The sequence below is a fragment of the Streptococcus suis genome, from assembly GCF_046032515.1.
GTDB lineage: Bacteria > Bacillota > Bacilli > Lactobacillales > Streptococcaceae > Streptococcus > Streptococcus suis_AL.
On sequence record NZ_JARQPJ010000003.1, the window covers coordinates 12,871 to 34,466 of the forward strand.

General features: G+C 40.9%; 24 protein-coding genes. 19 read left to right on the forward strand and 5 right to left on the reverse strand.

Annotated elements, in window-relative coordinates; all coding sequences use genetic code 11:
* Nucleotides 1–121: 121 nt before the first annotated feature.
* The 5 genes from cysS to P7J49_RS02165 all read left to right on the forward strand — a co-directional run bounded on the left by cysS (nt 122) and on the right by P7J49_RS02165 (nt 4,310).
* Entirely contained in the window at nt 122–1,465 is a 1,344-nt protein-coding gene (cysS, locus tag P7J49_RS02145) for a cysteine--tRNA ligase (protein WP_408569129.1), read from the forward strand.
* Nucleotides 1,458–1,856 (forward strand): Mini-ribonuclease 3, encoded by a 399-nt coding sequence (locus tag P7J49_RS02150; protein ID WP_408569131.1) that lies wholly within the window; start codon nt 1,458–1,460, stop codon nt 1,854–1,856. Before cysS ends, P7J49_RS02150 begins: the two co-directional genes overlap by 8 nt.
* A gap of 1 nt (nt 1,857) precedes the next feature.
* Nucleotides 1,858–2,712 carry a helix-turn-helix domain-containing protein gene (locus P7J49_RS02155; protein ID WP_408569133.1) on the forward strand — a complete coding sequence of 285 codons (855 nt, stop codon included), beginning with the start codon at nt 1,858–1,860 and terminating at the stop codon, nt 2,710–2,712.
* 109 nt (nt 2,713–2,821) lie between these two features.
* Entirely contained in the window at nt 2,822–3,952 is a 1,131-nt protein-coding gene (locus tag P7J49_RS02160; RefSeq protein WP_024378280.1) for an ABC transporter ATP-binding protein, read from the forward strand.
* 139 nt (nt 3,953–4,091) lie between these two features.
* Nucleotides 4,092–4,310, forward strand: a complete 219-nt coding sequence (locus P7J49_RS02165; protein WP_172003929.1) for a hypothetical protein — start codon at nt 4,092–4,094, stop codon at nt 4,308–4,310.
* Here the strand turns inward: P7J49_RS02165 and P7J49_RS02170 are convergent.
* Nucleotides 4,307–5,275 (reverse strand): aromatic acid exporter family protein, encoded by a 969-nt coding sequence (locus tag P7J49_RS02170; protein ID WP_408569135.1) that lies wholly within the window; start codon nt 5,273–5,275, stop codon nt 4,307–4,309. The two genes, P7J49_RS02165 and P7J49_RS02170, sit on opposite strands and share 4 nt — an antisense overlap.
* A 74-nt stretch (nt 5,276–5,349) precedes the next feature.
* A complete protein-coding gene (locus tag P7J49_RS02175) occupies nt 5,350–5,739 on the reverse strand; it encodes a DUF1761 domain-containing protein (protein ID WP_408569137.1) in 390 nt (129 codons plus the stop codon).
* 302 nt (nt 5,740–6,041) lie between these two features.
* Between P7J49_RS02175 and P7J49_RS02180 the strand changes: the two genes are divergently transcribed.
* From P7J49_RS02180 to rpsI, 7 genes are all read left to right on the forward strand, one after another.
* On the forward strand, nt 6,042–7,199 hold the full coding sequence (locus P7J49_RS02180; RefSeq protein WP_408569138.1) for a PASTA domain-containing protein: 1,158 nt from the start codon (nt 6,042–6,044) through the stop codon (nt 7,197–7,199).
* Between the two features lie 55 nt (nt 7,200–7,254).
* Nucleotides 7,255–7,983 (forward strand): 23S rRNA (guanosine(2251)-2'-O)-methyltransferase RlmB, encoded by a 729-nt coding sequence (rlmB, locus tag P7J49_RS02185; protein WP_002939457.1) that lies wholly within the window; start codon nt 7,255–7,257, stop codon nt 7,981–7,983.
* Nucleotides 7,984–8,505 (forward strand): NYN domain-containing protein, encoded by a 522-nt coding sequence (locus P7J49_RS02190; RefSeq protein ID WP_408569140.1) that lies wholly within the window; start codon nt 7,984–7,986, stop codon nt 8,503–8,505.
* Nucleotides 8,502–9,362: a DegV family protein gene (locus P7J49_RS02195; RefSeq protein ID WP_408569142.1), complete on the forward strand. Its 861-nt coding sequence runs from the start codon at nt 8,502–8,504 to the stop codon at nt 9,360–9,362. The genes P7J49_RS02190 and P7J49_RS02195 overlap by 4 nt, the downstream gene beginning before the upstream one ends.
* 70 nt (nt 9,363–9,432) lie before the next feature.
* On the forward strand, nt 9,433–10,326 hold the full coding sequence (locus P7J49_RS02200) for a haloacid dehalogenase-like hydrolase (protein ID WP_408569144.1): 894 nt from the start codon (nt 9,433–9,435) through the stop codon (nt 10,324–10,326).
* Between the two features lie 207 nt (nt 10,327–10,533).
* Nucleotides 10,534–10,980: a 50S ribosomal protein L13 gene (gene rplM, locus P7J49_RS02205; RefSeq protein WP_002876943.1), complete on the forward strand. Its 447-nt coding sequence runs from the start codon at nt 10,534–10,536 to the stop codon at nt 10,978–10,980.
* Between the two features lie 19 nt (nt 10,981–10,999).
* A complete protein-coding gene (gene rpsI / locus P7J49_RS02210; RefSeq protein WP_002942223.1) occupies nt 11,000–11,392 on the forward strand; it encodes a 30S ribosomal protein S9 in 393 nt (130 codons plus the stop codon).
* Nucleotides 11,393–11,498: 106 nt separating this feature from the next.
* On the opposite strand, the gene xerC is transcribed toward rpsI, so the two are convergent.
* The 3 genes from xerC to P7J49_RS02225 all read right to left on the reverse strand — a co-directional run bounded on the left by xerC (nt 11,499) and on the right by P7J49_RS02225 (nt 14,198).
* Nucleotides 11,499–12,716 (reverse strand): tyrosine recombinase XerC, encoded by a 1,218-nt coding sequence (xerC, locus tag P7J49_RS02215; protein ID WP_408569146.1) that lies wholly within the window; start codon nt 12,714–12,716, stop codon nt 11,499–11,501.
* Nucleotides 12,717–12,780: 64 nt separating this feature from the next.
* Nucleotides 12,781–13,044 (reverse strand): helix-turn-helix domain-containing protein, encoded by a 264-nt coding sequence (locus tag P7J49_RS02220; protein WP_099810358.1) that lies wholly within the window; start codon nt 13,042–13,044, stop codon nt 12,781–12,783.
* A 185-nt stretch (nt 13,045–13,229) separates the two neighbouring features.
* On the reverse strand, nt 13,230–14,198 hold the full coding sequence (locus tag P7J49_RS02225) for a hypothetical protein (RefSeq protein ID WP_408569148.1): 969 nt from the start codon (nt 14,196–14,198) through the stop codon (nt 13,230–13,232).
* A 171-nt stretch (nt 14,199–14,369) separates the two neighbouring features.
* On the opposite strand from P7J49_RS02225, the gene P7J49_RS02230 reads away from it, so the two are divergent.
* The 7 genes from P7J49_RS02230 to P7J49_RS02260 all read left to right on the forward strand — a co-directional run bounded on the left by P7J49_RS02230 (nt 14,370) and on the right by P7J49_RS02260 (nt 21,568).
* The gene (locus tag P7J49_RS02230) at nt 14,370–15,407 is read left to right on the forward strand and encodes a hypothetical protein (RefSeq protein ID WP_408569150.1); all 1,038 of its coding nucleotides are present in this window, start codon (nt 14,370–14,372) and stop codon (nt 15,405–15,407) included.
* A 14-nt stretch (nt 15,408–15,421) separates the two neighbouring features.
* Nucleotides 15,422–16,042 (forward strand): hypothetical protein, encoded by a 621-nt coding sequence (locus tag P7J49_RS02235; protein WP_024379196.1) that lies wholly within the window; start codon nt 15,422–15,424, stop codon nt 16,040–16,042.
* A complete protein-coding gene (locus P7J49_RS02240) occupies nt 16,017–16,997 on the forward strand; it encodes a hypothetical protein (protein WP_408569152.1) in 981 nt (326 codons plus the stop codon). Before P7J49_RS02235 ends, P7J49_RS02240 begins: the two co-directional genes overlap by 26 nt.
* Nucleotides 16,998–17,017: 20 nt before the next feature.
* On the forward strand, nt 17,018–17,962 hold the full coding sequence (locus tag P7J49_RS02245; RefSeq protein WP_408569154.1) for a hypothetical protein: 945 nt from the start codon (nt 17,018–17,020) through the stop codon (nt 17,960–17,962).
* Between the two features lie 261 nt (nt 17,963–18,223).
* The gene (locus P7J49_RS02250; RefSeq protein ID WP_408569156.1) at nt 18,224–18,934 is read left to right on the forward strand and encodes a DUF5986 family protein; all 711 of its coding nucleotides are present in this window, start codon (nt 18,224–18,226) and stop codon (nt 18,932–18,934) included.
* Nucleotides 18,934–20,091, forward strand: coding sequence for a helix-turn-helix domain-containing protein (locus P7J49_RS02255; RefSeq protein ID WP_408569158.1), 1,158 nt, complete (start codon nt 18,934–18,936; stop codon nt 20,089–20,091). The genes P7J49_RS02250 and P7J49_RS02255 overlap by 1 nt, the downstream gene beginning before the upstream one ends.
* 43 nt (nt 20,092–20,134) lie before the next feature.
* Entirely contained in the window at nt 20,135–21,568 is a 1,434-nt protein-coding gene (locus tag P7J49_RS02260; RefSeq protein WP_408569160.1) for an ATP-binding protein, read from the forward strand.
* The last annotated feature ends 28 nt before the right edge of the window (nt 21,569–21,596 follow it).

The following is a 21,596-nucleotide window of genomic DNA, read 5'->3' on the forward strand; positions in this document are numbered from 1 at the left end:
AAATTCTCCCAAGGAAGCTGGCAGCTAGGGATGATTTGGTTGGCCGCGACAGCTTATTGGCTAGTAAAATTGTATCAAAAGTATCAAGTCTTAAAGAATACTCAGAAGTAATGGAGAAACTATGATTAAAATTTACGATACCATGACTCGTAGTTTGCGTGACTTTGTGCCCTTGGAAGAGGGAAAGGTCAAGATGTATGTTTGCGGTCCGACGGTTTACAACTATATCCATATCGGAAATGCCCGTAGCGTTGTGGCTTTTGATACCATCCGCCGCTATTTTGAATACCGTGGCTTTGATGTGACTTACATTTCAAACTTTACGGATGTGGATGACAAGATTATTAAGGCTGCTAACGATGCTGGCATGACAACTAAGGAACTGTCTGATAAATTTATCGTAGCCTTCAAGGAAGATGTGGCAAAACTGGGTGTCAAGCCTGCTACCAAAAATCCTCGTGTCATCGACTATATGGATGAAATCATTGATTTTGTACGGGTCTTGATTGACAAGGGCTATGCCTACGAGGCGGCTGGGGATGTCTATTTCCGTGTGGAAAAGGCTGAAAACTATGCTCGTTTGGCCAACAAAACCCTGTCTGACTTAGAAGCTGGGGCTTCTGGTCGGGTTGAGGGAGAAGGTCAACTGAAAGAACATCCTTTCGACTTTGCCCTGTGGAAAACTGCCAAGCCAGGCGAAGTGTCTTGGGAAAGTCCTTGGGGAGCAGGTCGTCCAGGTTGGCATATCGAGTGTTCGGTTATGGCGACAGAGATTTTGGGAGATACCATTGATATTCACGGTGGTGGTGCAGACTTGGAATTCCCTCACCATACCAATGAAATCGCCCAGTCTGAGTGTAGAACGGGTCAAACCTTTGCCAACTACTGGATGCATAATGCCATGCTCAATATCAACGATGAGAAGATGTCCAAGTCCTTGGGCAATTTCCTGACAGCCCATGACATGTTGGAACAAATTGACGGTCAGGTCTTGCGCTTCTTCCTATCTACCCAGCACTACCGCCGTCCACTCAACTACACTGAGAAGGCCATTTCAGATGCGGAAATCAATCTCAAATATCTGAAAAACACTTATACACAACCTGTGCAAAACTCTGTGGATAAGTCGGGTCTTGAATTACATCTGGTGGCCTTTGAAGCAGCCATGGATGATGACTTTAATACGGCAAATGGCATTACGGCTATCTTTGACTTTGCCAAATGGATCAACTCAGGCAACTATGATGAAACTGTAAAAGAAGCCTTTGGCAAGATGCTCGCCGTCTTTGGTATTGTCTTTGAAGAAGAAGTCTTGGACAGCGAGATCGAAGCCTTGATAGCAGAACGTCAAGCAGCGCGTGCCAATCGGGACTTTGCGACGGCTGACCGCATTCGTGATGAACTGGCAGCTCAGGGCATCAAGCTCTTGGATACCAAGGATGGTGTGAGGTGGACACGTGACTAAGGCAGTAGATGTCAATCTCATCAATGGAATTGCCTTGGCTTTCGAAGGGGATGCTGTCTATTCCATGTATATCAGACGGCACTTGATTTTTAAGGGGCTGACCAAGCCCAATAAATTGCACGGTGAGGCTAATAAATACGTTTCTGCCAAGGCTCAGGCAAGCCTGATCTCCGCCCTCTTAGAAGCTCAGCTATTGACCGAAAAAGAGGAAGAAATCTACAAGCGGGGTCGCAACACTAACAGTCACACCAAGGCCAAGAATGCGGACGTGGTCACCTATCGGATGTCCACAGGCTTTGAGGCGGTTTTAGGTTATTTGCACATGACTGAGCAGATCGAACGCTTGGAGGAGCTGGTGGGCTGGTGTATTGACAAAATAGAAAGGGGATAAGATGGACGAAAAGGAACTTGTAAGCTGGTTTCCGCAGGCAAAGTTGTCACAAGTAGAGGGCGAATGCTCACTTCAATTGGGCGACGGATCTTATCTGGACTTGTCTGATGCAGACTTGACGGATCGGGAAGGTTACCTTTTGTCCTTGCTATCTCATCCTCGAAAGCAGGTCCAGTCAAGTCCCTGGCAGTCCTATCTACACGATCAGGGAAGGCTTCCTCAGACAGTTGAGGCCATTCAATTTATCCATATCCACCTTTGGTCACAAAAAGAGGCCCAGCTGGATGCCTGGCAGGCCATGATGACCGACCTCTTGCCCAGTCAACTGGCTCAGGTGCAGCTGACGCCTCAAGATTATCTCATTGTATTGGAGCAGGGCATCTGGATGGATCATCAGACCGTTTTACAGGACACCCTATCGGCCTTGGAGTTTGACTTTGGCTTGCGGTTGACCCTCTTTGTTGGGCAGGTCTGGCCCAAACACGTCGCAGACCATTGGCCTCGACTCTATCAAGCAGAAGCTCAACTCTTTGCTCACTGGCGGGCACGCTACCAGCAGTCAGCCGTCCTCTCCTTTAGTCAACTCTTTCTTTGGGGACAAGGCAGAGCAGGCTTAGAATTTAGCCTGATAAAAGCCAGTATGCTGGAGCTGATTGATCAGCAGGATATGCAGGCTATCATTCTAGCCCTATGGACAGAAGGAGCTGTGGTTACTAAGGCCGCTCAAGTCCTCTATATCCACCGCAATACTCTCCAATACCGTTTGGATAAGTGGCAGGATTTGACGGGACTCCAATTAAAAGACCTGACTGACCTGAGTTTTTGTTATCAGGTATTATTAGATAGACAATTTTGATATTTTGTGCAACTTGCACAGAATATCTTTTTTCTTTTGGTCAACTTGATATAGAAAAATAAAGCGTTTTCATTTACAATAAAACTATCAAAGAAAGCGAGGATTGAACATGGTTCAACTAAATCTCAAAAATATCTATAAAAAATACCCAAACAGCGAGCATTACTCAGTTGAAGACTTCAACCTGGACATCAAGGACAAGGAATTTATCGTATTCGTAGGTCCTTCAGGATGTGGTAAGTCAACAACTCTTCGTATGATTGCTGGTTTGGAAGATATCACAGAAGGGGAAGCGTACATCGACGGCGTGTTGATGAATGATGTGGCTCCAAAAGACCGTGACATTGCCATGGTATTCCAGAACTATGCCCTCTATCCACACATGACTGTATTTGACAATATGGCTTTTGGTCTTAAGTTGCGCAAATACAGCAAGGACGAAATCAAAAAACGTGTAGAAGAAGCTGCACAAATCCTTGGCTTGACAGAATTCTTAGAACGTAAACCAGCTGACCTTTCAGGTGGACAACGCCAACGTGTTGCCATGGGTCGTGCCATCGTTCGTGATGCAAAAGTATTCTTGATGGATGAACCTTTGTCAAACTTGGATGCCAAATTGCGTGTGTCCATGCGTACAGAGATTGCTAAAATCCACCGCCGTATTGGTGCGACAACCATCTACGTAACGCACGACCAAACAGAAGCTATGACCTTGGCAGATCGTATCGTTATCATGTCTGCAACTAAGAATGAAGCCGGTACAGGTACAATCGGTCGTATCGAACAAATTGGTAGCCCAGAAGAGCTCTACAATAAACCTGTAAACAAATTTGTTGCCAGCTTCATCGGTAGCCCTGCAATGAACTTCTTTACAGTGACTCTTCAAGAAGGTGTGCTTGTTGGAGATGGTTTCAAAGTAGATCTTCCAGAAGGTCGTCGCAAGCATTTGGAAGAAAAAGGCTACAACGGCAAGAGCTTCACACTTGGTATCCGTCCAGAAGACATCAAAGCTTCTCAGTTGGAATTGGACACTTATCCAAGTTCAATTATCGAAGCGGAAGTAGTTGTGTCTGAACTTCTCGGTGCAGAAACTATGCTTTACTCTAAAGTGGGTAGCACAGAGTTTGTATCTCGTGTCGATGCACGCGACTACCACAACCCAGGAGACAAAGTTCGCTTGACCTTCAACCTCAATAAAGCACATTTCTTTGATGATGAAACAAGTAAGGCGATTGTCTAACCTTTCTAAAATCGTTCATAAAACACCTGACCGCTAGATGAAAATCTGGCGGTTTTTTGGGTTGAGAACGCATAAATACTTGTTTTTTTTATTAAATTCTATATAATAAATATAGAAAACACTTACAGGAGGTCTCCTTATGAAGAAGCTACTGAGAAAAATTCGTATAACGGCTCTTTATATTTTGCTTTATAATCTCATTTTAATCCTCTCCATTTGGTTAGGAAAGGTATCTTCCAAGGAAGAATTTATGATTGCAGTCGCAGGGAATGCAGTCATGATGGGCCTATCTTTCGTGCATTTGCACAACCAAGTATCAGATGAATTTCATGGAAAAATAGAAGAACCGTCGGTTTAAACTGACGGTTCTTGGTCTTTATAGACTTCGTAAAAATCAACCTTGAGGCGAATAAAGGCCTCCATATCGTGTAGGAGTTGGAAGAGGGTGGCCCGGGTTTCAAATTCTTCCCTGGTTTGCGGCAGAGGTCGCTCGCGGAAGGTGGCATGGAAGAGTTCGATGTCCAGGAGCAGTTCCTTGGCAGAATTTTCTCGGCTCAGTTGCTGGGCTGCTCGCTCGAAGAGGCTGGACAGGATGACATTTTCTCTGCCTTCCAGTAAACATTTGTTGATATTTCCTGCCATGGTCCGCAGGATTTTGTTTTGTGCGGCCCGCATTTCAAAGTAATGGACCTGGTAATTGGTCTGCTGGAAGAGCTGGTTGTGGCGGTCTAGATAGACGACTTTCAGAGCTTGCTCCAAGGTCTGATCCAACTGCGTAATCAATTCTGCCTCGTTTCGTCCGTCGCCATTTAGCAGAAAGGCTTCAAAGCGGAGCAGAATCTGCTTGAGCAGGTCTTCGACTTGGTCGTGGTAGGCCTCGATTTTCTTTTCTTGCGAGGGCATATAGAGGTTAAACAAGAGTGCCAGTCCTGCCCCAATCAGAAAAAGCGTCAGCTCATTTCCCAAAAAAATCAGCGAAATATCCTGCTCTAGCAAGAGATGGGTGACGAGGACGGTCGAGGGGGCGATGCCAGCCTCCCAGTTGAAACGGTAGGCCAGAGGGACGTAGAGTGCCAGGTAGATGACCAGAGTCCAGATGCCAAAGCCAAAGAGAGCGAAGGTCAGGACGGCTATGGTCAGGGCCAGGAGGGTAGAGAAGAGGCGGTTGCGGGCCATTTTGAAGCTGGACTTGCGGGTGTCGAGGACGCTGAGAATGGCGATGATGCCGGCAGCTGTCGCATAGGACAAACCTAGGGCGGTCGCTAGGTAAATAGCTAGAACGGTGGCAAAAATCAGTTTAATCGTTCGAAGGGAGAGGGACATGGTGGCTCCTTTGGTTTTAGTCTATTTCTATTGTATCATAAAATAAAAACCTCCTAAGGATAGGAGGGAATTGCTTATGCAAATAGAGCCAGAATACCGACTACTAGGTAGCAGACCAGCTTGTAGCTTTCGTTGATGAGGATGAGGTTGATAGGGCGTTGCTCAAAGACGTAGTTTTTCAATGAAGCAAGGACCGCAATTACGCCCATGCCACCAGCTGCGTGAAGTGGTGAAACGCCGAGGGTCTTGATGAAGAAAATAGTAACAATCGCAGTCAGGGCTTCAATGACAAGGGAAATCACCATTTCCTTCTGGCCATTTTTGCCAGCCTGACGATCTGCTTCTACCTTAGCTATGTCAATGCCTGAAGCCTTGATCCAAGCATCGCGGAAAATCAAACCATACCACAAACCACCGATGGCAAAGGCAATCAGACCTGCCACAATTCCAAAAATAAGTGTCATATATTCTCCTTTTGGTCCGCTTGTACGGACAAATTGATAAGCATAAGGATACCACACTATCTAACCGTGGGCAACTATTTGAGTTGAAGTATAGAGGGAAGATTTAAAGAAAAGTAAAATCTAATTGTTTGCACAGGCACTTTTATATATGCCCTGTTATACTAAGTACAACAGGTATTGCATTACCATGCAATACCAACCCTATAAGCTCTGGAGTAGATTTTAAGCGATGAAGAGAGGGAGAGTTAAGTGCAATGAATTCTTTTGAGAAGCAGCAACGACACAATGAGAAAATTAGGAGTATGAATGCACAAGCACGAGCCATGAGTGCTCAAGCAATAGCACTTCAAAAACAAAATAACATTTTGCAAAAAGAGCATGAGCGTCAAATTGAAAAAGAGTTTAAGGATAGAATTTTTCAATTACGATTGCACTTAGCACAGGTTACGGATGAGAGTCAACGATTTGTCATCCAGCAAATGCTTAGCGAAGCTGAGGAAGATTATGAGAATTATCAAAGAGAGCAAGCTGAGAAACGTTTGGCAGACGCAAAAAGACGAAAGATATGGCTAATCATTTCAAGTGTTGTGGCTGTGTTAGGAATGGCTGGCTTATATTTTGTCTACCAAGATAGTTCTCAAGTTACAGTTCCTGAATTATATGGTATTGAGCTATCTGAAGCTAAGGATTTACTGTATGAAGAGGGGTTAAAAGTTGGTACAATAACAGAAGTTGGTGGACAGTCAGTTCAGCCTGGGATGGTTAGTGTATCTTCTCCAAGTAGTGGGAAGAAGGTAAAGCGGGGAAGTGCGGTTAACTTAATTATTGCTAAAAATGTAGATGGAAAGGATACTGCCGTAGTTGAGGATAGTTCGACTAGTGAGGTAGCAACTAGTAAGACTGCTGGAAGTTTGCAAGCTTCTAGCCAGTCTCAGGTAGGTAGCGCCGTTCAATCGTTTACTGTGGATATTAAAAAACAAGGACTGGTTATTCGTCAGGAACCTAGTTTATCTGGAGAAGTTGTGACCGATATAGAACCTGGAACGTACACGATAGTTGAGACGACTCAAAAGGAAGGACATAGTTGGGGCAGATTAAAGTCAGGACAGGGTTGGATTTCGTTGACAGATTTGCATAATCCTGTACCGCAGGTTGATACCAAAAACTTAACGACAGATCAGGTAAAAGCTTGGGTCATGGATGATTTATTTAGCCGTAGCGTCATGATTGAAAAGTATCGAAAAGACCAGGTTGTCATAAGTGTTCGTATAGCTGAAGATGGTCTAGTATATGCAGATGTAACTGTACCATCAGACCCTAATTTTGAACCACGAGATTGGAGTTATCGGATTAATAGTCGTGGGGAGTTGGAAGCTAGTGAGTATGATACAGATCCGGAACAAGGGGGTGTCAACTGGTATGTTGCCCAACATTATTATCTGGAAAACGGTGTGAACTAAGAAAGCTGAGAAATTCTCGGCTTTTTCCTTTTCAAAAATATGCTATAATACTCTTATGGAACATAATGATATTGTATATGGTGTACATGCTGTGGTGGAGAGTTTGGAGGCCAACACCGGCAACAAGCTCTACATCCAGGATGATTTACGCGGAAAAAATGTAGAAAAAATCAAGGCCCTCGCGGCAGAGAAAAAGGTGTCGATTTCTTGGACGCCCAAGAAGACCCTGTCGGACATGACAGAAGGTGCGGTCCACCAAGGCTTTGTCCTGCGGGTTTCTGAGTTTGCCTATGCGGACCTGTCGGTGATTTTGGAAAAGGCAGAGCAGGAAGACAATCCCCTCATTCTCATCTTGGACGGTCTGACAGACCCCCACAACTTCGGCTCGATTTTGCGGACCGCAGATGCCACTCAGGTAGCTGGCATCATCATTCCCAAGCACCGAGCAGTTGGCGTGACGCCCGTTGTGGCAAAGACCTCAACAGGTGCGGTGGCCCATGTCCCAATTGCCCGAGTGACCAATCTTAGCCAAACCCTCGACAAACTCAAGGAGGCTGGTTTCTGGGTATTTGGTACCGATATGAACGGAACCCCAAGCCACAAGTGGAATACAGCTGGCAAACTAGCCCTTATTATTGGCAACGAAGGCAAGGGCATCTCCAGCAATATCAAAAAGCAGGTGGATGAGATGATCACTATTCCTATGAAGGGCCATGTCCAATCTCTCAACGCCAGCGTAGCAGCAGCTGTGCTCATGTACGAAGTATTTCGGAAGAAAATCTAAATGAAAGAAAAAGTTCTCATTGTAGATGGCTGCAACATGATTGCCTTTTGGCAGGCAACCAAGCAAGATTTTAAAAAGGGAGACTTGGATGCGGCCAGAACGACCTTGCTTCGCACCTTGTCTCACTACGCAGCCTTTGAACAGATTGAGGTAATTTGTGTCTTTGATGCCCACCATGTGCCAGGTCTTCGCCAGCAGTATGATGAATTCAAGGTATCGGTCATTTTTACAGAGGAGGAAGAGACAGCAGATAGTTATATCGAACGACTCAGTGCCCAGCTCAATAGTGACCGTCGCAAGCAGGTTTCCGTCGCAACCAGCGACCTCAACGAACAATGGGTGGTCTTTTCACAAGGGGCCTTACGGGTTTCGGCGCGTGAGTTAGAGGAGAGAACCAAGGTCATCAAAAAGGACTTGGACAAGTTTGTGGACCAGGTAGAACTCTACACCCCACGGCTTAATCCCTGGTCAGATGGGAATTTTCAGGCCTTAAAAGAAATGATGGAGGAAATGAAAGAGTGACATTTACAATCGTAACCGATTCGACATCGGATTTGCCAATCAGCTGGGTCCAAGAAAATGATGTAACCGTGCTTGGTTTGACCATTAACCTAGATGGTGTGACCTATGAAACAGTCGGTGAAAACCGCTTGACTTCTGCAGATTTGCTTGAAAAGATGGAAACAGGTGGTCTTCCTACAACTAGTCAGGTCAATGTTGGTCAGTTTGAAGAAGTTTTTGAAGCGGCAGCCAAGGAAGGTCAAGAGGTGCTTTATCTCGCTTTCTCAGCTGCTCTTTCAGGGACCTACCAGAGTGCAGTCATTGCACGAGACATGGTTTTGGATGCTTATCCTGATGCTGTCATCACCATCGTTGATACAAAGGCGGCGACCATTGGAGAAGGCTACTTAGTCATGAAAGCCGTTGAGGCACGTGCTGCAGGTAAGACTCTGGCAGAAACCAAGGCAATCGTAGAAGATTTGGTGCCACGCTTACGGACCTACCTTTTGGTCGATGACCTTAATCATTTGGTGCGAGGTGGACGCTTGTCTAAATCGGCAGCCCTCATTGGCGGTCTAGTCAATATCAAGCCCCTCCTTGCGATCAATGCGGAAGGGAAGTTAGAAGCCATTGCCAAAATCCGTGGTCGTAAAAAAGGGATTAAGGAAATGTTGAACCTGACCTTGGATAATTTGGATCATTCTACGGTTATGGTAGCCTATACAGGTGATATTGAGGCGGCTGAAGCGATTAAGGCAACCTTGTTGGAAGACAGCCGTGTTACTGATGTGCTCTTGACAGAGTTAGGGCCAATTATTGCCACCCATACAGGGACAGGGGTGCTAGCTATCCTATCCATCAATAAGAAAGAGAGATAATCTCTTTTCTTTATTCACACAAAAAAGAAAGCGGTTACAAATAACAAAATATATCCATTTGGAGGTTCTTATGAAACGTTTATTGTCATGCTATGCCAGTGATATGGTGGGAGCGACCAAGGAGGAGCTCAAGCAGTCCATTTTGTCCAGTGAAGGTCGGATTATCATGGGAGAAACAGTGGTCACAGCGGCTCCCTTAATTGCGGGGGTGACCAATGCGGAGATGATGGCTGCCTTTGGTTGTGACCTTTTGGTGCTCAACGAATTAGATGTCTTTTATCCGGAGATTGTTGACTTTTACGACTGCGACAATCCTATCGCTGAAATCAAGCGGTTGACAGGTCGATTGGTCGGGATAAACTTGGAGCCTGTGGATACTAGTCAGGAAGTCCAAGACCAGCAGGTTTTTCTAAAACCAGGTCGTCAGGTCAGTTCAGAAAGTCTGCGGCAGGCCCAAGTTCTTGGCGTGGACTTCATCATGCTGACAGGTAATCCTGCTACGGGTGTGTCCATGGCTGCAATCCGCTCTGCTATTGGCCTTGCCAAAGAATACTTTGAGGGTCTCATCTTTGCGGGGAAAATGCACGGTGCAGGTCTGGGAGAGTCGGTCGTGGATAGTCAAGCCCTGCTAGATTTTGTGGACTTGGGGGCAGACGGTGTCCTCATTCCTGCGGTCGGCACGGTGCCGGGTGTGCGGGAGGAAATCGTGGCACCGATCGTCAGTCAGGTCAAGGCGCGTGGGGCTTTGGTTATTTCGACTATCGGGACTAGCCAGGAGAGTGCGGATAGCCAGACGGTGCGGGAGTTTGGGCTCAGCAACAAGCGGGTAGGTTCGGACATTCACCATATCGGAGATGGGGGTTACGGTCGGATGCCAGACCCTGAAAATATCTTGGCCCTGTCCTTGGCAGTTAGAGGCAAGCGGCACACCTATTTTAAAATGGGGCAGTCAGTGAGGAGATAGGGTTATGATAAGGTTTTCATTCTCAGCAGCTCTGCTATGGACCAAAAAAGAAGAAAATAAGAGCAAAATAGCTTGACGAGGCTAGTTAGATTTGATAAAATGGAAGACGGTATTGTTTACCCCATTTGAAAGGCCCCGGAACCTTCCAAATACCCGCGGACCGGAACATCCGCCCAGTAAACAAAAACGATTCGTATAGGAGAAATCATGAACAAAACAACATTTATGGCTAAACCAGGCCAAGTTGAACGTAAATGGTATGTAGTAGACGCTACTGATGTACCTCTTGGACGCCTTTCAGCAGTAGTTGCAAGCGTTCTTCGTGGTAAAAACAAACCAACTTTCACACCTCACACTGATACTGGTGATTTCGTTATCGTTATCAACGCTGAGAAAGTGAAATTGACTGGTAAAAAAGCAACTGATAAGATCTACTACACTCACTCAAACCACCCAGGCGGATTGAAATCAATCTCAGCTGGTGAATTGCGTTCTAAAAACGCTGTTCGTTTGATTGAGAAATCAGTTAAAGGTATGCTTCCACACAACACACTTGGTCGTGCACAAGGCATGAAACTGAAAGTGTTTGTAGGTGCTGAGCACACTCACGCTGCACAACAACCAGAAGTACTTGATATTTCAGGTCTTATCTAAGGGAAAGGACGTAATCTAAATGGCACAAGCACAATACACAGGTACTGGTCGTCGTAAAAACGCGGTTGCACGCGTACGTTTGGTCCCAGGTACTGGTAAAATCACAGTAAACAAAAAAGATGTAGAAGAGTACATCCCACACGCTGATCTTCGTTTGGTTATCAACCAACCATTCGCAGTAACTTCAACACAAGGTTCATACGACGTTTTCGTTAACGTGAACGGTGGTGGTTACGGTGGTCAATCAGGTGCGATTCGTCACGGTATCGCGCGTGCATTGCTTCAAGTAGACCCAGACTTCCGCGATTCATTGAAACGCGCAGGCCTTCTTACACGTGACGCTCGTATGGTTGAACGTAAGAAACCAGGTCTTAAGAAAGCACGTAAAGCTAGCCAGTTCTCTAAACGTTAATTATCTGCGATATATCAACGTTTCAAAGCACTCAAGAGTTTACCTCATGGGTGCTTTTTTCGTGTTTTTTTGAAAAGTTCACCTCAAAATTTACCTTATTTTTACCTTATTGTTTTAGCGATTTAAGGGCAAGCTCACCGACTGCCATAGGGACAACATTAGAAGTATTGACATAAATCTGAGTTGTCCCAGTATCACTATGTGTCAAAGCTTCTGAAATATCTTCTAAACTCATTCCTGCCTGTTTGGCAAGTGTTGCTCCGGTATGTCGGAGTTTATGAGGTGTAGCGTGTGTCAGATGTGGGTGACGCTTTTTAACTGTTCGCATTTTGTTATTTAGATAATCTGCGTGCAGAGGTTTATTGATGTTTCCTTTGGTATCTATATAAGTGAAGACGAACTGTTCAGGATTTGTAATGATTCCAAACTTTGCAAGTTCTTGCCTTTGTTGTTTTTTCCAATTCTGGAGAAGTTGAAGTAAGTCAGATGAAATAGCAAAGGTTGTTTTCTTGTTCCCTTTGGTTGATTTCACATCTCCATACCTATCTAGTGCTTGGAGTAATTGAATTTGGGATTTTTCAAAATTAATGTGTTTCCACTGCAAAGCATAAGATTCAGATTTTCGGTCTCCCAAGAAGAAGGTAAGATAAAATAGAACATAGTCTTTAAGCGAAATTTTTTCATTAGTCAAGTCATCTTGGAAAGCCGAGAACCACTCTTGTAGTTGTTCCTGTGTAAGGTAGAGGTCTTCATCTCTCTTTGCTTCCGCTAATTGGATTTTCTTGGTTGCTTTGATACGACGCAATGTTTTGGCAACTTTATTTGATTCTATATATTCTAATTCCTCTGCCCAATCAAATATGGAAATTACATAGCTTCTCAAGGTCTTGAAATTGGCGTATTCATTAGCTTTAGCAGTCATCAAGTTTAGAATAACTTGCTTGTTCTGATTGAGAAATTGAATAGTGTAATTACCTAGCATAGGTAAAATATGTTTTTTGAAACAAGTTTTTGTATTGGCTATAGTTGACCTGCTTGGGGGCTTTGTAGTTGAAGTGGTCTGTCCTGCTTTATAATACTCCCACCAGACATTTTCGTAAAAATCTTTGAATAGAATGTCTATCTTGGCTAGCCCTGTAAACTCATTGTTCTCAATCTGATTGATTTTTGTTAAAAGGTCTATCTCTGCTTGTCGTGCCTCCTTTTTGCTTTTGAAACGCTTATCAAAATAGTTATTATTGACGATACCAAGTGGCATCCGTGCTTCCGTTGGAATATACACTTTTAAGCGATATGTTCCGTTTTTTGTCTTCGTGATAGTCATGATATTCTCCTCTTTTCGAACCAGAAAATATCAAGACAATTATAAAATAAAAAGTTAGATATTTCTAGTTTTGCGAAAGTAGCCATGCGTCGATGGCTTGTTTGTTGAAACGAACTGTTTTTCCGATCTTAATAGATGGAAGCCCTTTGCGAATCCATTCGTCTAAAGTGTTATTTGAAATCCCGAGATACTCGCATGCTTGTTTTTTGTTTAAATACGAATTGCCAATATTTCGATGATGAATTTGTTTTTCAATTTCTGATGTAATTAAACTTGAAATTAATATCTGAATTTGTTTGATTTGTTCATCAGGTAAGATAACTTGCATGTTTACGCTCTTCCTTTTGGTTAAATTTGACATTAGTCATTATGCCACAATGCGGACTCAAAACGGATGATTTTTAGAAATGTATAGATTAATCGACTGTTTTGTCTTCAATTTAGGAAGACAATTTTTTTACGAAATGCTGTAATATCAACGTTTTTGAGGTTTTATAAAGTTCTAAAATCATATTAAAAACCGTTAAATAATTCTTTAATATTCAACAATCGATTTAAAATTAATTTATATAAATCAATTTTATAATGATGTTTTCGACGTAATTTATTGTTCAATGAGTATATTTCATTTCTGAATTCTTTTGAAAAAGTTGGAATCTGTACAATATGTAATTCATTCGTGTTGTAATTCTTATGACAACCTAACCCATTGTTTCTCGCGAAATCAAGTGCATCAAACATTCGTCGTAGAATAATCAATACATTCCACGTGATCATCTCTGTTAGATAGAAAGATTCTTGTTCAGCTTGTGTTTCTTTTTGACTTTTTATTATTAAATTTTTTCTAAAACGTGATCTATTTTCTTTCGAAATAAATTGAGCATTTAAAAAACTAAGTATTTCTTCATCCAATATCAAAGGAGTGTTTGTTGAATGTGCAACGTTAATCTGTTTTTTCAACAATTCTTCGAATGTAGCTCGTGGTTTTGCTCTGAAAATTGAGGATAATTCTCTATCAGTATTTATTACTGATTGTTCGATTTCCTTTATTAAATTGAAGACTCCAATTGAAACCAAGCTCTCTAAGTATTGAATGATTTTCAGATCATCAATTTCTTCAAGAACACATGTACAAAAAATGGATTTTATCTTATCTTTTTTCAAAACAGTTTCGAAACGATACACTTCAAATGCTTCTGTTTTCGTTTTGTCAAGTTGTCCTAATCTCTTTGCTTTCTTTGTTTTACTGTAAAGAACTTGCTGATTATTTTTATACGCATTGGTTGTTAAAATATCATAATCTTTATCTTGAATGCTTTTTGAAGAGGAAGCAAAATTCACTTTCTTCCTCGTTAAACAACGTAGAAGTAATGCTCTTGTTTGCAAATGGAAAGCAGATTGTATTGCCATTGTGAAAGCAAGTTCGATTTCTTGGAATTCGCAATGATGTATCCTACAAAATATACCTGTTTCGTTTTCCAAAATTGATAGTGCTCTATCTAATCTTGATTTTATTCCTTCAATTGAAGCAGTAGCAATGTTGAATCCACAATGAAAGCATTCTAAGTAATAAGTTTTGCTTAGTTCTCTGGTATGGGGTTGTGTGAGGCATATAATGTGTTATTCGTATCTTTCAAGGAGTTGGGGGTTATTATGAAGAAAGAAGAATGGATTGAGGTATTTGAAGAGATTCATGGGCGAATACCCAGTGTTGAAGAGGTTTTAGTAGCCGAAAAAGCTGGAGAGATAATCGGTAATCTTGATGCAGAAGTTGTTTCTGTAAATTATAATCAAGCAGGATCAGCACGTAATTCGAGTAATGGGTACGGATATAGGAAAAATTCTCTGTTTTCATACTTGAAGTTTTGTTATGAGAATAAGAAGTGGGCCATCTTAGCTTACTTCAGTACCTTGATAGGTCTAGGTTTATGCCTAGCGGTTTGGCCTGGGATACTAGCCATATTGTTATCGATGTTTATGATTTCAGAAACAGGTCAAAACATGGTCTGTAAGATGATTAGTGCCAAGCCAATAGAACGCCAAGAATATCAGAGTACAATTGTTCAACCAATTACAAAGATAATCCAAAAGGAGCGAGAGCAGGGGCTAATCTTACCAGAGAGTATCGAAATTAGGATAATACAAAATGAGTTGCCAGTTGCGTATGCTGTTGGGATGAATCGGATCTTAGTATCTGAAAGTTTACTAGATAGTCCTCATTTTTTAGAATCTAAAATTAAGTTCGAACTTCATCGTATTCATAATATGGCACCCAATTTGCTACTCGTTGTTGTTGGAGCTAATATACTATTGGTGTTGGCTGGACTAATCGTCATGTTATCTGGGAGTTTGGACAAAAACTATGGTGATCGTAGAAGTTCATTCTGGACAGGTGGTAGGTCACAAGCCGCTAATGGAGCTATTTTATACTACGGAAGTTTAGCAGCCTTAGCTGCAATTCTCGGACTAACCTTTCTTTTTGTTAAATCTGTTGTAAGACGTGATGTCGAATTGTCTGATGGATTTATGGTAAGGCAGGGGTTGGGGCAGGTACATTGTTTATATCTTGATAAGGTTAATACTTTTGATCAAACAATGTCTAAGAAAGTCTTTGAACTAGGTTTTCCAGATATAGACACTCGAATTGCGGTGATGCAAAATCAGCATGGCGTCAATTACCAGGCTAATTAAAGAAAGGAGAAGTTATGGTGACTAAGGAAGAATGGATGGTATCCTTTGAACAAGAACATGGTCGCAAACCCGTACCTAAAGAATTTGTTGATGCCCGTCAGAATGGAGAATTTGAAGTTGCGGATACAGAAAGCGTTCTTGTTAGCAATGTTGATTCAGTGGTTGATGCAATAGACTTGACGACCGAAAAGGAAGCGACGATAGAATCAGATCTTGCTAATGATGATAAGGTAAGTGAGCCGAAACTGGAAGAGTACGCAATTGGTCCTAAAGTATTTTGTTTTAATTGCGGAAAAGCGAACCAGACAAGCGCTGAAACGTGTATTCAATGTGATACAAAGTTATCGAAGGGGAGGGAGACTAGGTCTTTCTTTTCCGACTTTACCTCTAAATTGACGGAAGTAAGTGTCATTGCTAGTAAAAAAACGAAGGAACTCACTCATAATGCCCAAGCCAACGCTCAGATTTTCTCAGAAAAGAAAAAACGAGAGACTCTGATACAAGCATTGGGGAATGCCTACTATGAAAGGAACAAAGAGAAGTCAGGTGGCGAGTTCCAAGAGCTTTTTGATGAAATAAAAGGCATTGATAAACTGATTCAAGACCTTAATGAATCAATCAAACAGAATCATTAAGGTGTTAGCTGAATATTGTTGGGATAATGGAGTAGAGATGATTACGATAAATAATTTTTTAAAGATAAGGTCGCAAGTTGAACTGGTTCATAGGATCTTGATTATTAGCCTGGTGCTTGTAATATGGTCAACATTTTTTAAAGTAATTGACAATGGAAATGGCGAACAGTTCAATATGTATGCAACAGTAAGTGGGCTCTTTGGACCGAGCTTATTCTTAGCGGTGTCGTTAATTGAATTAGGGGCGGTTTTTACAAAGAATGAAAAGGTATTTATTCCTTTGAGAGTAGTCAATACATTTTGGCTTTTTAACCTTCTAAATAATATTTCGACTATTGTGGCGAATGATCAATCAATGGCCAACCGTTCAAATAAATTTCGAACATTCGCTGAAATTACAGCAGGTCTTTTTACAGGATGGTCTCCCTCAATTACAAAAATACAGTCTTTTAACTTGTTAGGTGGCTACTCCGTGATTCGCTATATTCTTTTCTTTAGTATTTTGGTGTTCCTTGGGTACCTATTTTTAAGGTTTGTGAAAAAACAAGAATTGGAGATGGGAATCTCTCAAAACATCCTAACCATTCAGGATGTGCTGGTGGCTTTTAACAGGGATAAGCTAATCACGGTTGGCACACTATTGTTATTGATTTCACCATTTTTTAAATTTATTGCCTTGCAGAATTCGCCCATTGGACGAGTCCCAGCATTTGCTACAAATTATATTTTTGCAACAGCTATCGTTATACTAGCTGGTCTTCTATTGTTATCATTTGCAGGTGGTAATGATAAAGCTTTCGCTTACTATAGTATTGCTATCGCACTTACTTTTATCCGACTTAATCCCTTTTATGTTTTTAAGAATGGGGAACTGAATATAGGATATTTTCTATACCTAGCAGGATTAGGCATTCTAATCTATTATTATTTGACAAAAAATGTAATCAAACAGTAGATGGTAAATGGAGATAACAAATGAAAAAGATAATTATTACACTGATTTTTAGCGGTTTGATTTTAACAGCATGTGACAGTAAAACAAACGAGACGACCACATCATCTAGTCAAACTAGTTCAACGGAGCAGATCGAGGAAAGCAGTACCAATTCAAGTAGCTCGAAAAATGGTGAATTTCAATTGGTTCCTTATGACGAAGTTCACGAATTTAAAAATGCAAAAGCATCTCGAGGAACTTTGGATGATCAAGGTATCTATCGCTATGATTTTCTAAATGAAGATGATGCGGTATATGATGCTATGTCCTACGAAGAAGTTGAAGATATCTATCCTGTCCAAGAACAAGAGGAGATTGAGGTCACTCTTGGAACAAACTTCACGATTGATGATTATAATTTCAATTTAGCTAATGTGACAGAAAATACACTCTATAAAAATATTCTCGGAGAGGAAGAAGCTGGAGGTTTGTTAGCACTCGAACTTGAAAATGGTGAAGCGGAAGATAGAAGTTTGCGATTGCCCTCTCAGATTGGAGAAGTGATGAAACCAATAGACATTAGCTATACTGTCATAAACACTGAAAAACGAGCTGTTTCTGTAGGAGATGCTCGTATAAAAAGAATTAGTGTTGGTCATTATGGAAAAACGATTAGTAAGACTAAAGAGAATCTAGGTGCTAGAGTTGCTTATGAAGGAATAAACCTCTTCATTACTCGTACGCAGTTTATTGAGAATGTAAAGATAAATAATCCAATATTCCATGATGAAAATTTTTACTACAATAAAGAGTATAATAAGGAGTTCAAAAATGTAAGCATTTCTTATATTTTGGATGCTGGTGTTGACGGAGATATTGATACAGAGAATGATAACTCAATTGTGACATTCAAATTTGTAGACGAACAGCTTATGAGCATCGAACTTGATTGTACAGATTCTTATCTTAATTTAGAGGTGGAGTAATCTCGGATTGAACAACTATTGGTAATATTTATTAGGATAGCAAATAGCTTGCTGTCCTATTTTTTTATTATAGCATTTAGTAACTAGCTATTTAATCTACTTAGATGTGAGTATGTGTAAGGAGAAAGATATTAGCATCGCTGAGGAGATGGGATTATTTAACTCTGCACACTTTGGTTGACTTTTTTATTGGTTTTTCTTGTTTTTGTCTCCTTGGTCTGTTATAATGAAGTTAAATAACAAACGAATTGAGGTGAATAAATGAAATACAGTTATGATATTGAAAGAGAAGTAATCATCAAGTGTTTGGAAGCGATGAGTTTTACAACTAGGCATCTGGAGCAGGATTATAAAGTTGCTATCTCAGAGACTAGTCAAAATGGAATTCATCAGGCTACTTGGGCACGAAGATCGAATATGCTTAAAGACTTATTTGATAATAGTGTTGTTTGGAAAGTTTTGCATATTAAGAGGGGAATTTGGCAATTTGACCCTATACTGAATATTGAGACAGGTGAACTAATAGCCTTCTTCTCCAAAAATAATTTTAGGACAATTCGTAATCGATATTTTAAAAAAGGAACCTCTACTCATTATACCTTAAGTTTACTCTTGAAAAATGAGGGACTTTACCCTGAACAAGAAGTAGAACAGCTTTCTCTTTTTGATGCTGATAACTCTGAAGTGAAAAGAAGAGAAGCTGATTTGGTTAGGATGCTTGGTGAGTATTGTGAACATGTGACTAAGATTAGATTTTTGATTGTTGATTACGTAGGTCAAGAAGCTGTGAGTGCTTCGTTAGAAGACTACACTCCACAATTTTTATCAGTTAGTTCAGTGGATATTTCGCACTTACTTCCAAGTTCAGCTGGTATAATTAGAACTGAGGTCATACGTGATGAACAGGTGAATGATTTAGTAGATGAGCCTCAACTTGTTACATTAAAACCAATAGTAAAAGGAATACTATAATGGCTCAAGAATTTAATGGAGATAGACTTAGGGAATCGAGATATTTTAGACATTATTCCATTAGCCAATTGGCGGAGAACGTTGGAGTTTCTAAACAGATGATTTCTAAATACGAAAAGAATTTATCAAAGCCGAGTTCTGAGGTATTGCAAAAAATAATTTTTGAACTGAAATTTCCGCTGTCCTACTATCAAACAAAAGATAAATTTATAACTACTGATTTAGGCACTTTTTATAGGAGTAAGTTAACATCCTCACAAACTGAGAAGAAGTCTAGTGAGATGCTAAAAAAAGCACTGGCTCTCTTGGCGAATTTTTTTGAAGAATATGTTGATTTTCCTAAATTAGCAGAATTTGAAAGTCATGAAAATGCTTCACCAGAGGAAGTTGCAGATCAGATGAGAGAGTGCTGGGGATTGGGTGATAGCCCAATTTCTAGTGTTCTCAGGTTACTAGAAACAAATGGCTTCCATATTGCAATAATTAATTCAAAGTCTGAGAAAGTGGATGCATTTGGAAGTTTTGTTGAATTGAAAATGGGAACAGATTCTGAAAGATATTATTGTATTTTAATCGACCAAGATAATAATAATTTTTTCAGGCAACAATTTAGCTTGGCTCATGAGTTAGGGCATTGGGCTTTGCATGCTAGAACAGTATATCCACAGGAGCTTTCCAATGTTGAATATAGACAAATGGAGCAAGAAGCTAATAGATTTGCTTCGAGTTTTTTATTACCAGCCTCTGCTTTTTCTAAAGATCTAAAAGGACATGAAGAAGACCTCGCATATTATTTGAAATTGAAATCTAAGTGGAATGTATCTATAGCCAGCATGATTTATCGTGCAAAGGATTTGGGTTTGTTAAACTCGGAACAATATACTCGTCTACAAAAAAGAATGAGTGCCAGAGGATGGCGAAGGGAGGAGCCAGAGGATGCCAGTATTCCGGTATCACGACCAATCCTTGCTAAACAGGCATATAAATTACTGACGGATGCGGGCTTATTTGAGAATCAATCTATAGTCCAGCGATTTAATCTCAAGTATGGCTATCCTCTTCCAGTAGAGATACTTTCAGAGCTTATGGACATTCCAAAGGAGACGCTATTGCAAGAGAGAAATAATATTGTACATTTAAAATCTAGGATTTTGTAAATCATGAATTTTTAAGTATTCTTATATGTTTAAGGAGAACTACATGAATCAAAACTTTTCCCATTACCAATTTTCTCCAGAAAGTCAATATCTAGACAGAAAATCAGCCAGAAAGAAACCGTCTGAACTTCTCAAACACCTGATTGCTTTTGCCAATGCGGATGGCGGTCAATTGGTTATTGGTATTGAGGATGAGAAACAGGAAAATATTATCACTGGTTTCAAGGAAGGCAGGGCTTATCCCATAGACGATTTCAAAAAGATTGATCGTGAGATGCGTGAGACTCCTTTGGATTTATCTTTTGAGGAAATCCCTGTAATCAATCATAAGGGTGAAGAAGATTTCATTTTAGTTATCTCTGTGGAATTGTCATCAAATCGTGTGATTGCCGCGCCAAATGATGAGGTTTATCTTCGTCAGGGTGATGAAACAGTCAAGTTGAGCTACGAGCAACGCACTCAGCTCAGCTATGACAAGGGACAACGTTTCTTTGAAGATGAAGTGGTGCCAGACGCCAGTCTGGAAGATATTGATGAAACTATCGTACAGGATTTCAAAAGTCACTTTGATTTATCAGAGCGATCCACAGAGGAAATTCTCAAAGCCAGACGTTTTTTGATTAATGGAAAATTGACTAAAGCCGCCATTTTACTTTTTGGAAAGTATCCGTCAGCTTTCTTTCCTCAAGCTCGTGTTCGTTTTCAGCGATTTGATGGTACGGATATGGGAACAGGTAGTAGTTTTAATGTTATTAAGGAAGTAACTTTTGATGATGCTCTCCCAACTTTGATTATCAAGGTTCGAGATTTTATTCGTACTCAGCTTCGTGAATTTCAGTATTTGGATGACAATGGGCAATTCCAAATTTTTCCTGAGTATCCTGAATTTGCCTGGTTTGAAGGTGTTGTCAATGCTGTAACTCACCGTGATTATTCTGTCTATGGTGATCACATTCGTGTGCTTATGTTTGATGATCGACTAGAGATTCATAGCCCAGGGAAATTACCCAATATTGTCACCGTTGACAATATCAAGCATGAACGTTTTTCAAGAAATCCTCGGATTGCTCGAACTCTGACCGAGTTCGGTTGGGTACGTGAGATGAATGAAGGTGTTAAACGTATCTACTCGGAGATGGAATCTGCTTTTCTACATGAACCTAAATTCTCAGAACCTGGGAATAAGGTTGTCCTGACGCTTGAGAACAACATTGTCAGCCGACATCTCCGTACAAGAGATAGCTTGGAAAAACAGTTCTCTGATTTTGGTGAATTAACAGCAGACGAGCAATTGATTGTCCACTATATGTATAACTCAGGCGAGAGAATGACAACGGCAAAAGCCATTGAGCTTACAGGCAGGAGCCGATCATTTGTTGTTAAATTACTTCATAATCTTCGTGACCTAGAAATCATTACTTGGTTTGGTTCAAGTAAAAATGACCGCAATCAGTATTATCTTTTAGTTGATAAATGATTGCAGTCAGGATACTATTAGTAATAAG

Excerpts from the sequence above, each read along its gene's own strand:
- rpsI (WP_002942223.1), top strand. The coding sequence starts at position 11,000 with ATGGCACAAGCACAATACACAGGTACTGGTCGTCGTAAAAACGCGGTT.
- P7J49_RS02165 (WP_172003929.1), top strand. The coding sequence starts at position 4,092 with ATGAAGAAGCTACTGAGAAAAATTCGTATAACGGCTCTTTATATTTTG.
- P7J49_RS02190 (WP_408569140.1), top strand. The coding sequence starts at position 7,984 with ATGAAAGAAAAAGTTCTCATTGTAGATGGCTGCAACATGATTGCCTTT.
- P7J49_RS02250 (WP_408569156.1), top strand. The coding sequence starts at position 18,224 with ATGAAATACAGTTATGATATTGAAAGAGAAGTAATCATCAAGTGTTTG.
- rlmB (WP_002939457.1), top strand. The coding sequence starts at position 7,255 with ATGGAACATAATGATATTGTATATGGTGTACATGCTGTGGTGGAGAGT.
- P7J49_RS02175 (WP_408569137.1), bottom strand. The coding sequence starts at position 5,739 with ATGACACTTATTTTTGGAATTGTGGCAGGTCTGATTGCCTTTGCCATC.
- P7J49_RS02200 (WP_408569144.1), top strand. The coding sequence starts at position 9,433 with ATGAAACGTTTATTGTCATGCTATGCCAGTGATATGGTGGGAGCGACC.
- cysS (WP_408569129.1), top strand. The coding sequence starts at position 122 with ATGATTAAAATTTACGATACCATGACTCGTAGTTTGCGTGACTTTGTG.
- P7J49_RS02170 (WP_408569135.1), bottom strand. The coding sequence starts at position 5,275 with ATGTCCCTCTCCCTTCGAACGATTAAACTGATTTTTGCCACCGTTCTA.
- xerC (WP_408569146.1), bottom strand. The coding sequence starts at position 12,716 with ATGACTATCACGAAGACAAAAAACGGAACATATCGCTTAAAAGTGTAT.
- P7J49_RS02260 (WP_408569160.1), top strand. The coding sequence starts at position 20,135 with ATGAATCAAAACTTTTCCCATTACCAATTTTCTCCAGAAAGTCAATAT.
- rplM (WP_002876943.1), top strand. The coding sequence starts at position 10,534 with ATGAACAAAACAACATTTATGGCTAAACCAGGCCAAGTTGAACGTAAA.
- P7J49_RS02245 (WP_408569154.1), top strand. The coding sequence starts at position 17,018 with ATGAAAAAGATAATTATTACACTGATTTTTAGCGGTTTGATTTTAACA.
- P7J49_RS02155 (WP_408569133.1), top strand. The coding sequence starts at position 1,858 with ATGGACGAAAAGGAACTTGTAAGCTGGTTTCCGCAGGCAAAGTTGTCA.
- P7J49_RS02255 (WP_408569158.1), top strand. The coding sequence starts at position 18,934 with ATGGCTCAAGAATTTAATGGAGATAGACTTAGGGAATCGAGATATTTT.
- P7J49_RS02160 (WP_024378280.1), top strand. The coding sequence starts at position 2,822 with ATGGTTCAACTAAATCTCAAAAATATCTATAAAAAATACCCAAACAGC.
- P7J49_RS02180 (WP_408569138.1), top strand. The coding sequence starts at position 6,042 with ATGAATGCACAAGCACGAGCCATGAGTGCTCAAGCAATAGCACTTCAA.
- P7J49_RS02235 (WP_024379196.1), top strand. The coding sequence starts at position 15,422 with ATGGTGACTAAGGAAGAATGGATGGTATCCTTTGAACAAGAACATGGT.
- P7J49_RS02230 (WP_408569150.1), top strand. The coding sequence starts at position 14,370 with ATGAAGAAAGAAGAATGGATTGAGGTATTTGAAGAGATTCATGGGCGA.
- P7J49_RS02240 (WP_408569152.1), top strand. The coding sequence starts at position 16,017 with ATGAATCAATCAAACAGAATCATTAAGGTGTTAGCTGAATATTGTTGG.
- P7J49_RS02220 (WP_099810358.1), bottom strand. The coding sequence starts at position 13,044 with ATGCAAGTTATCTTACCTGATGAACAAATCAAACAAATTCAGATATTA.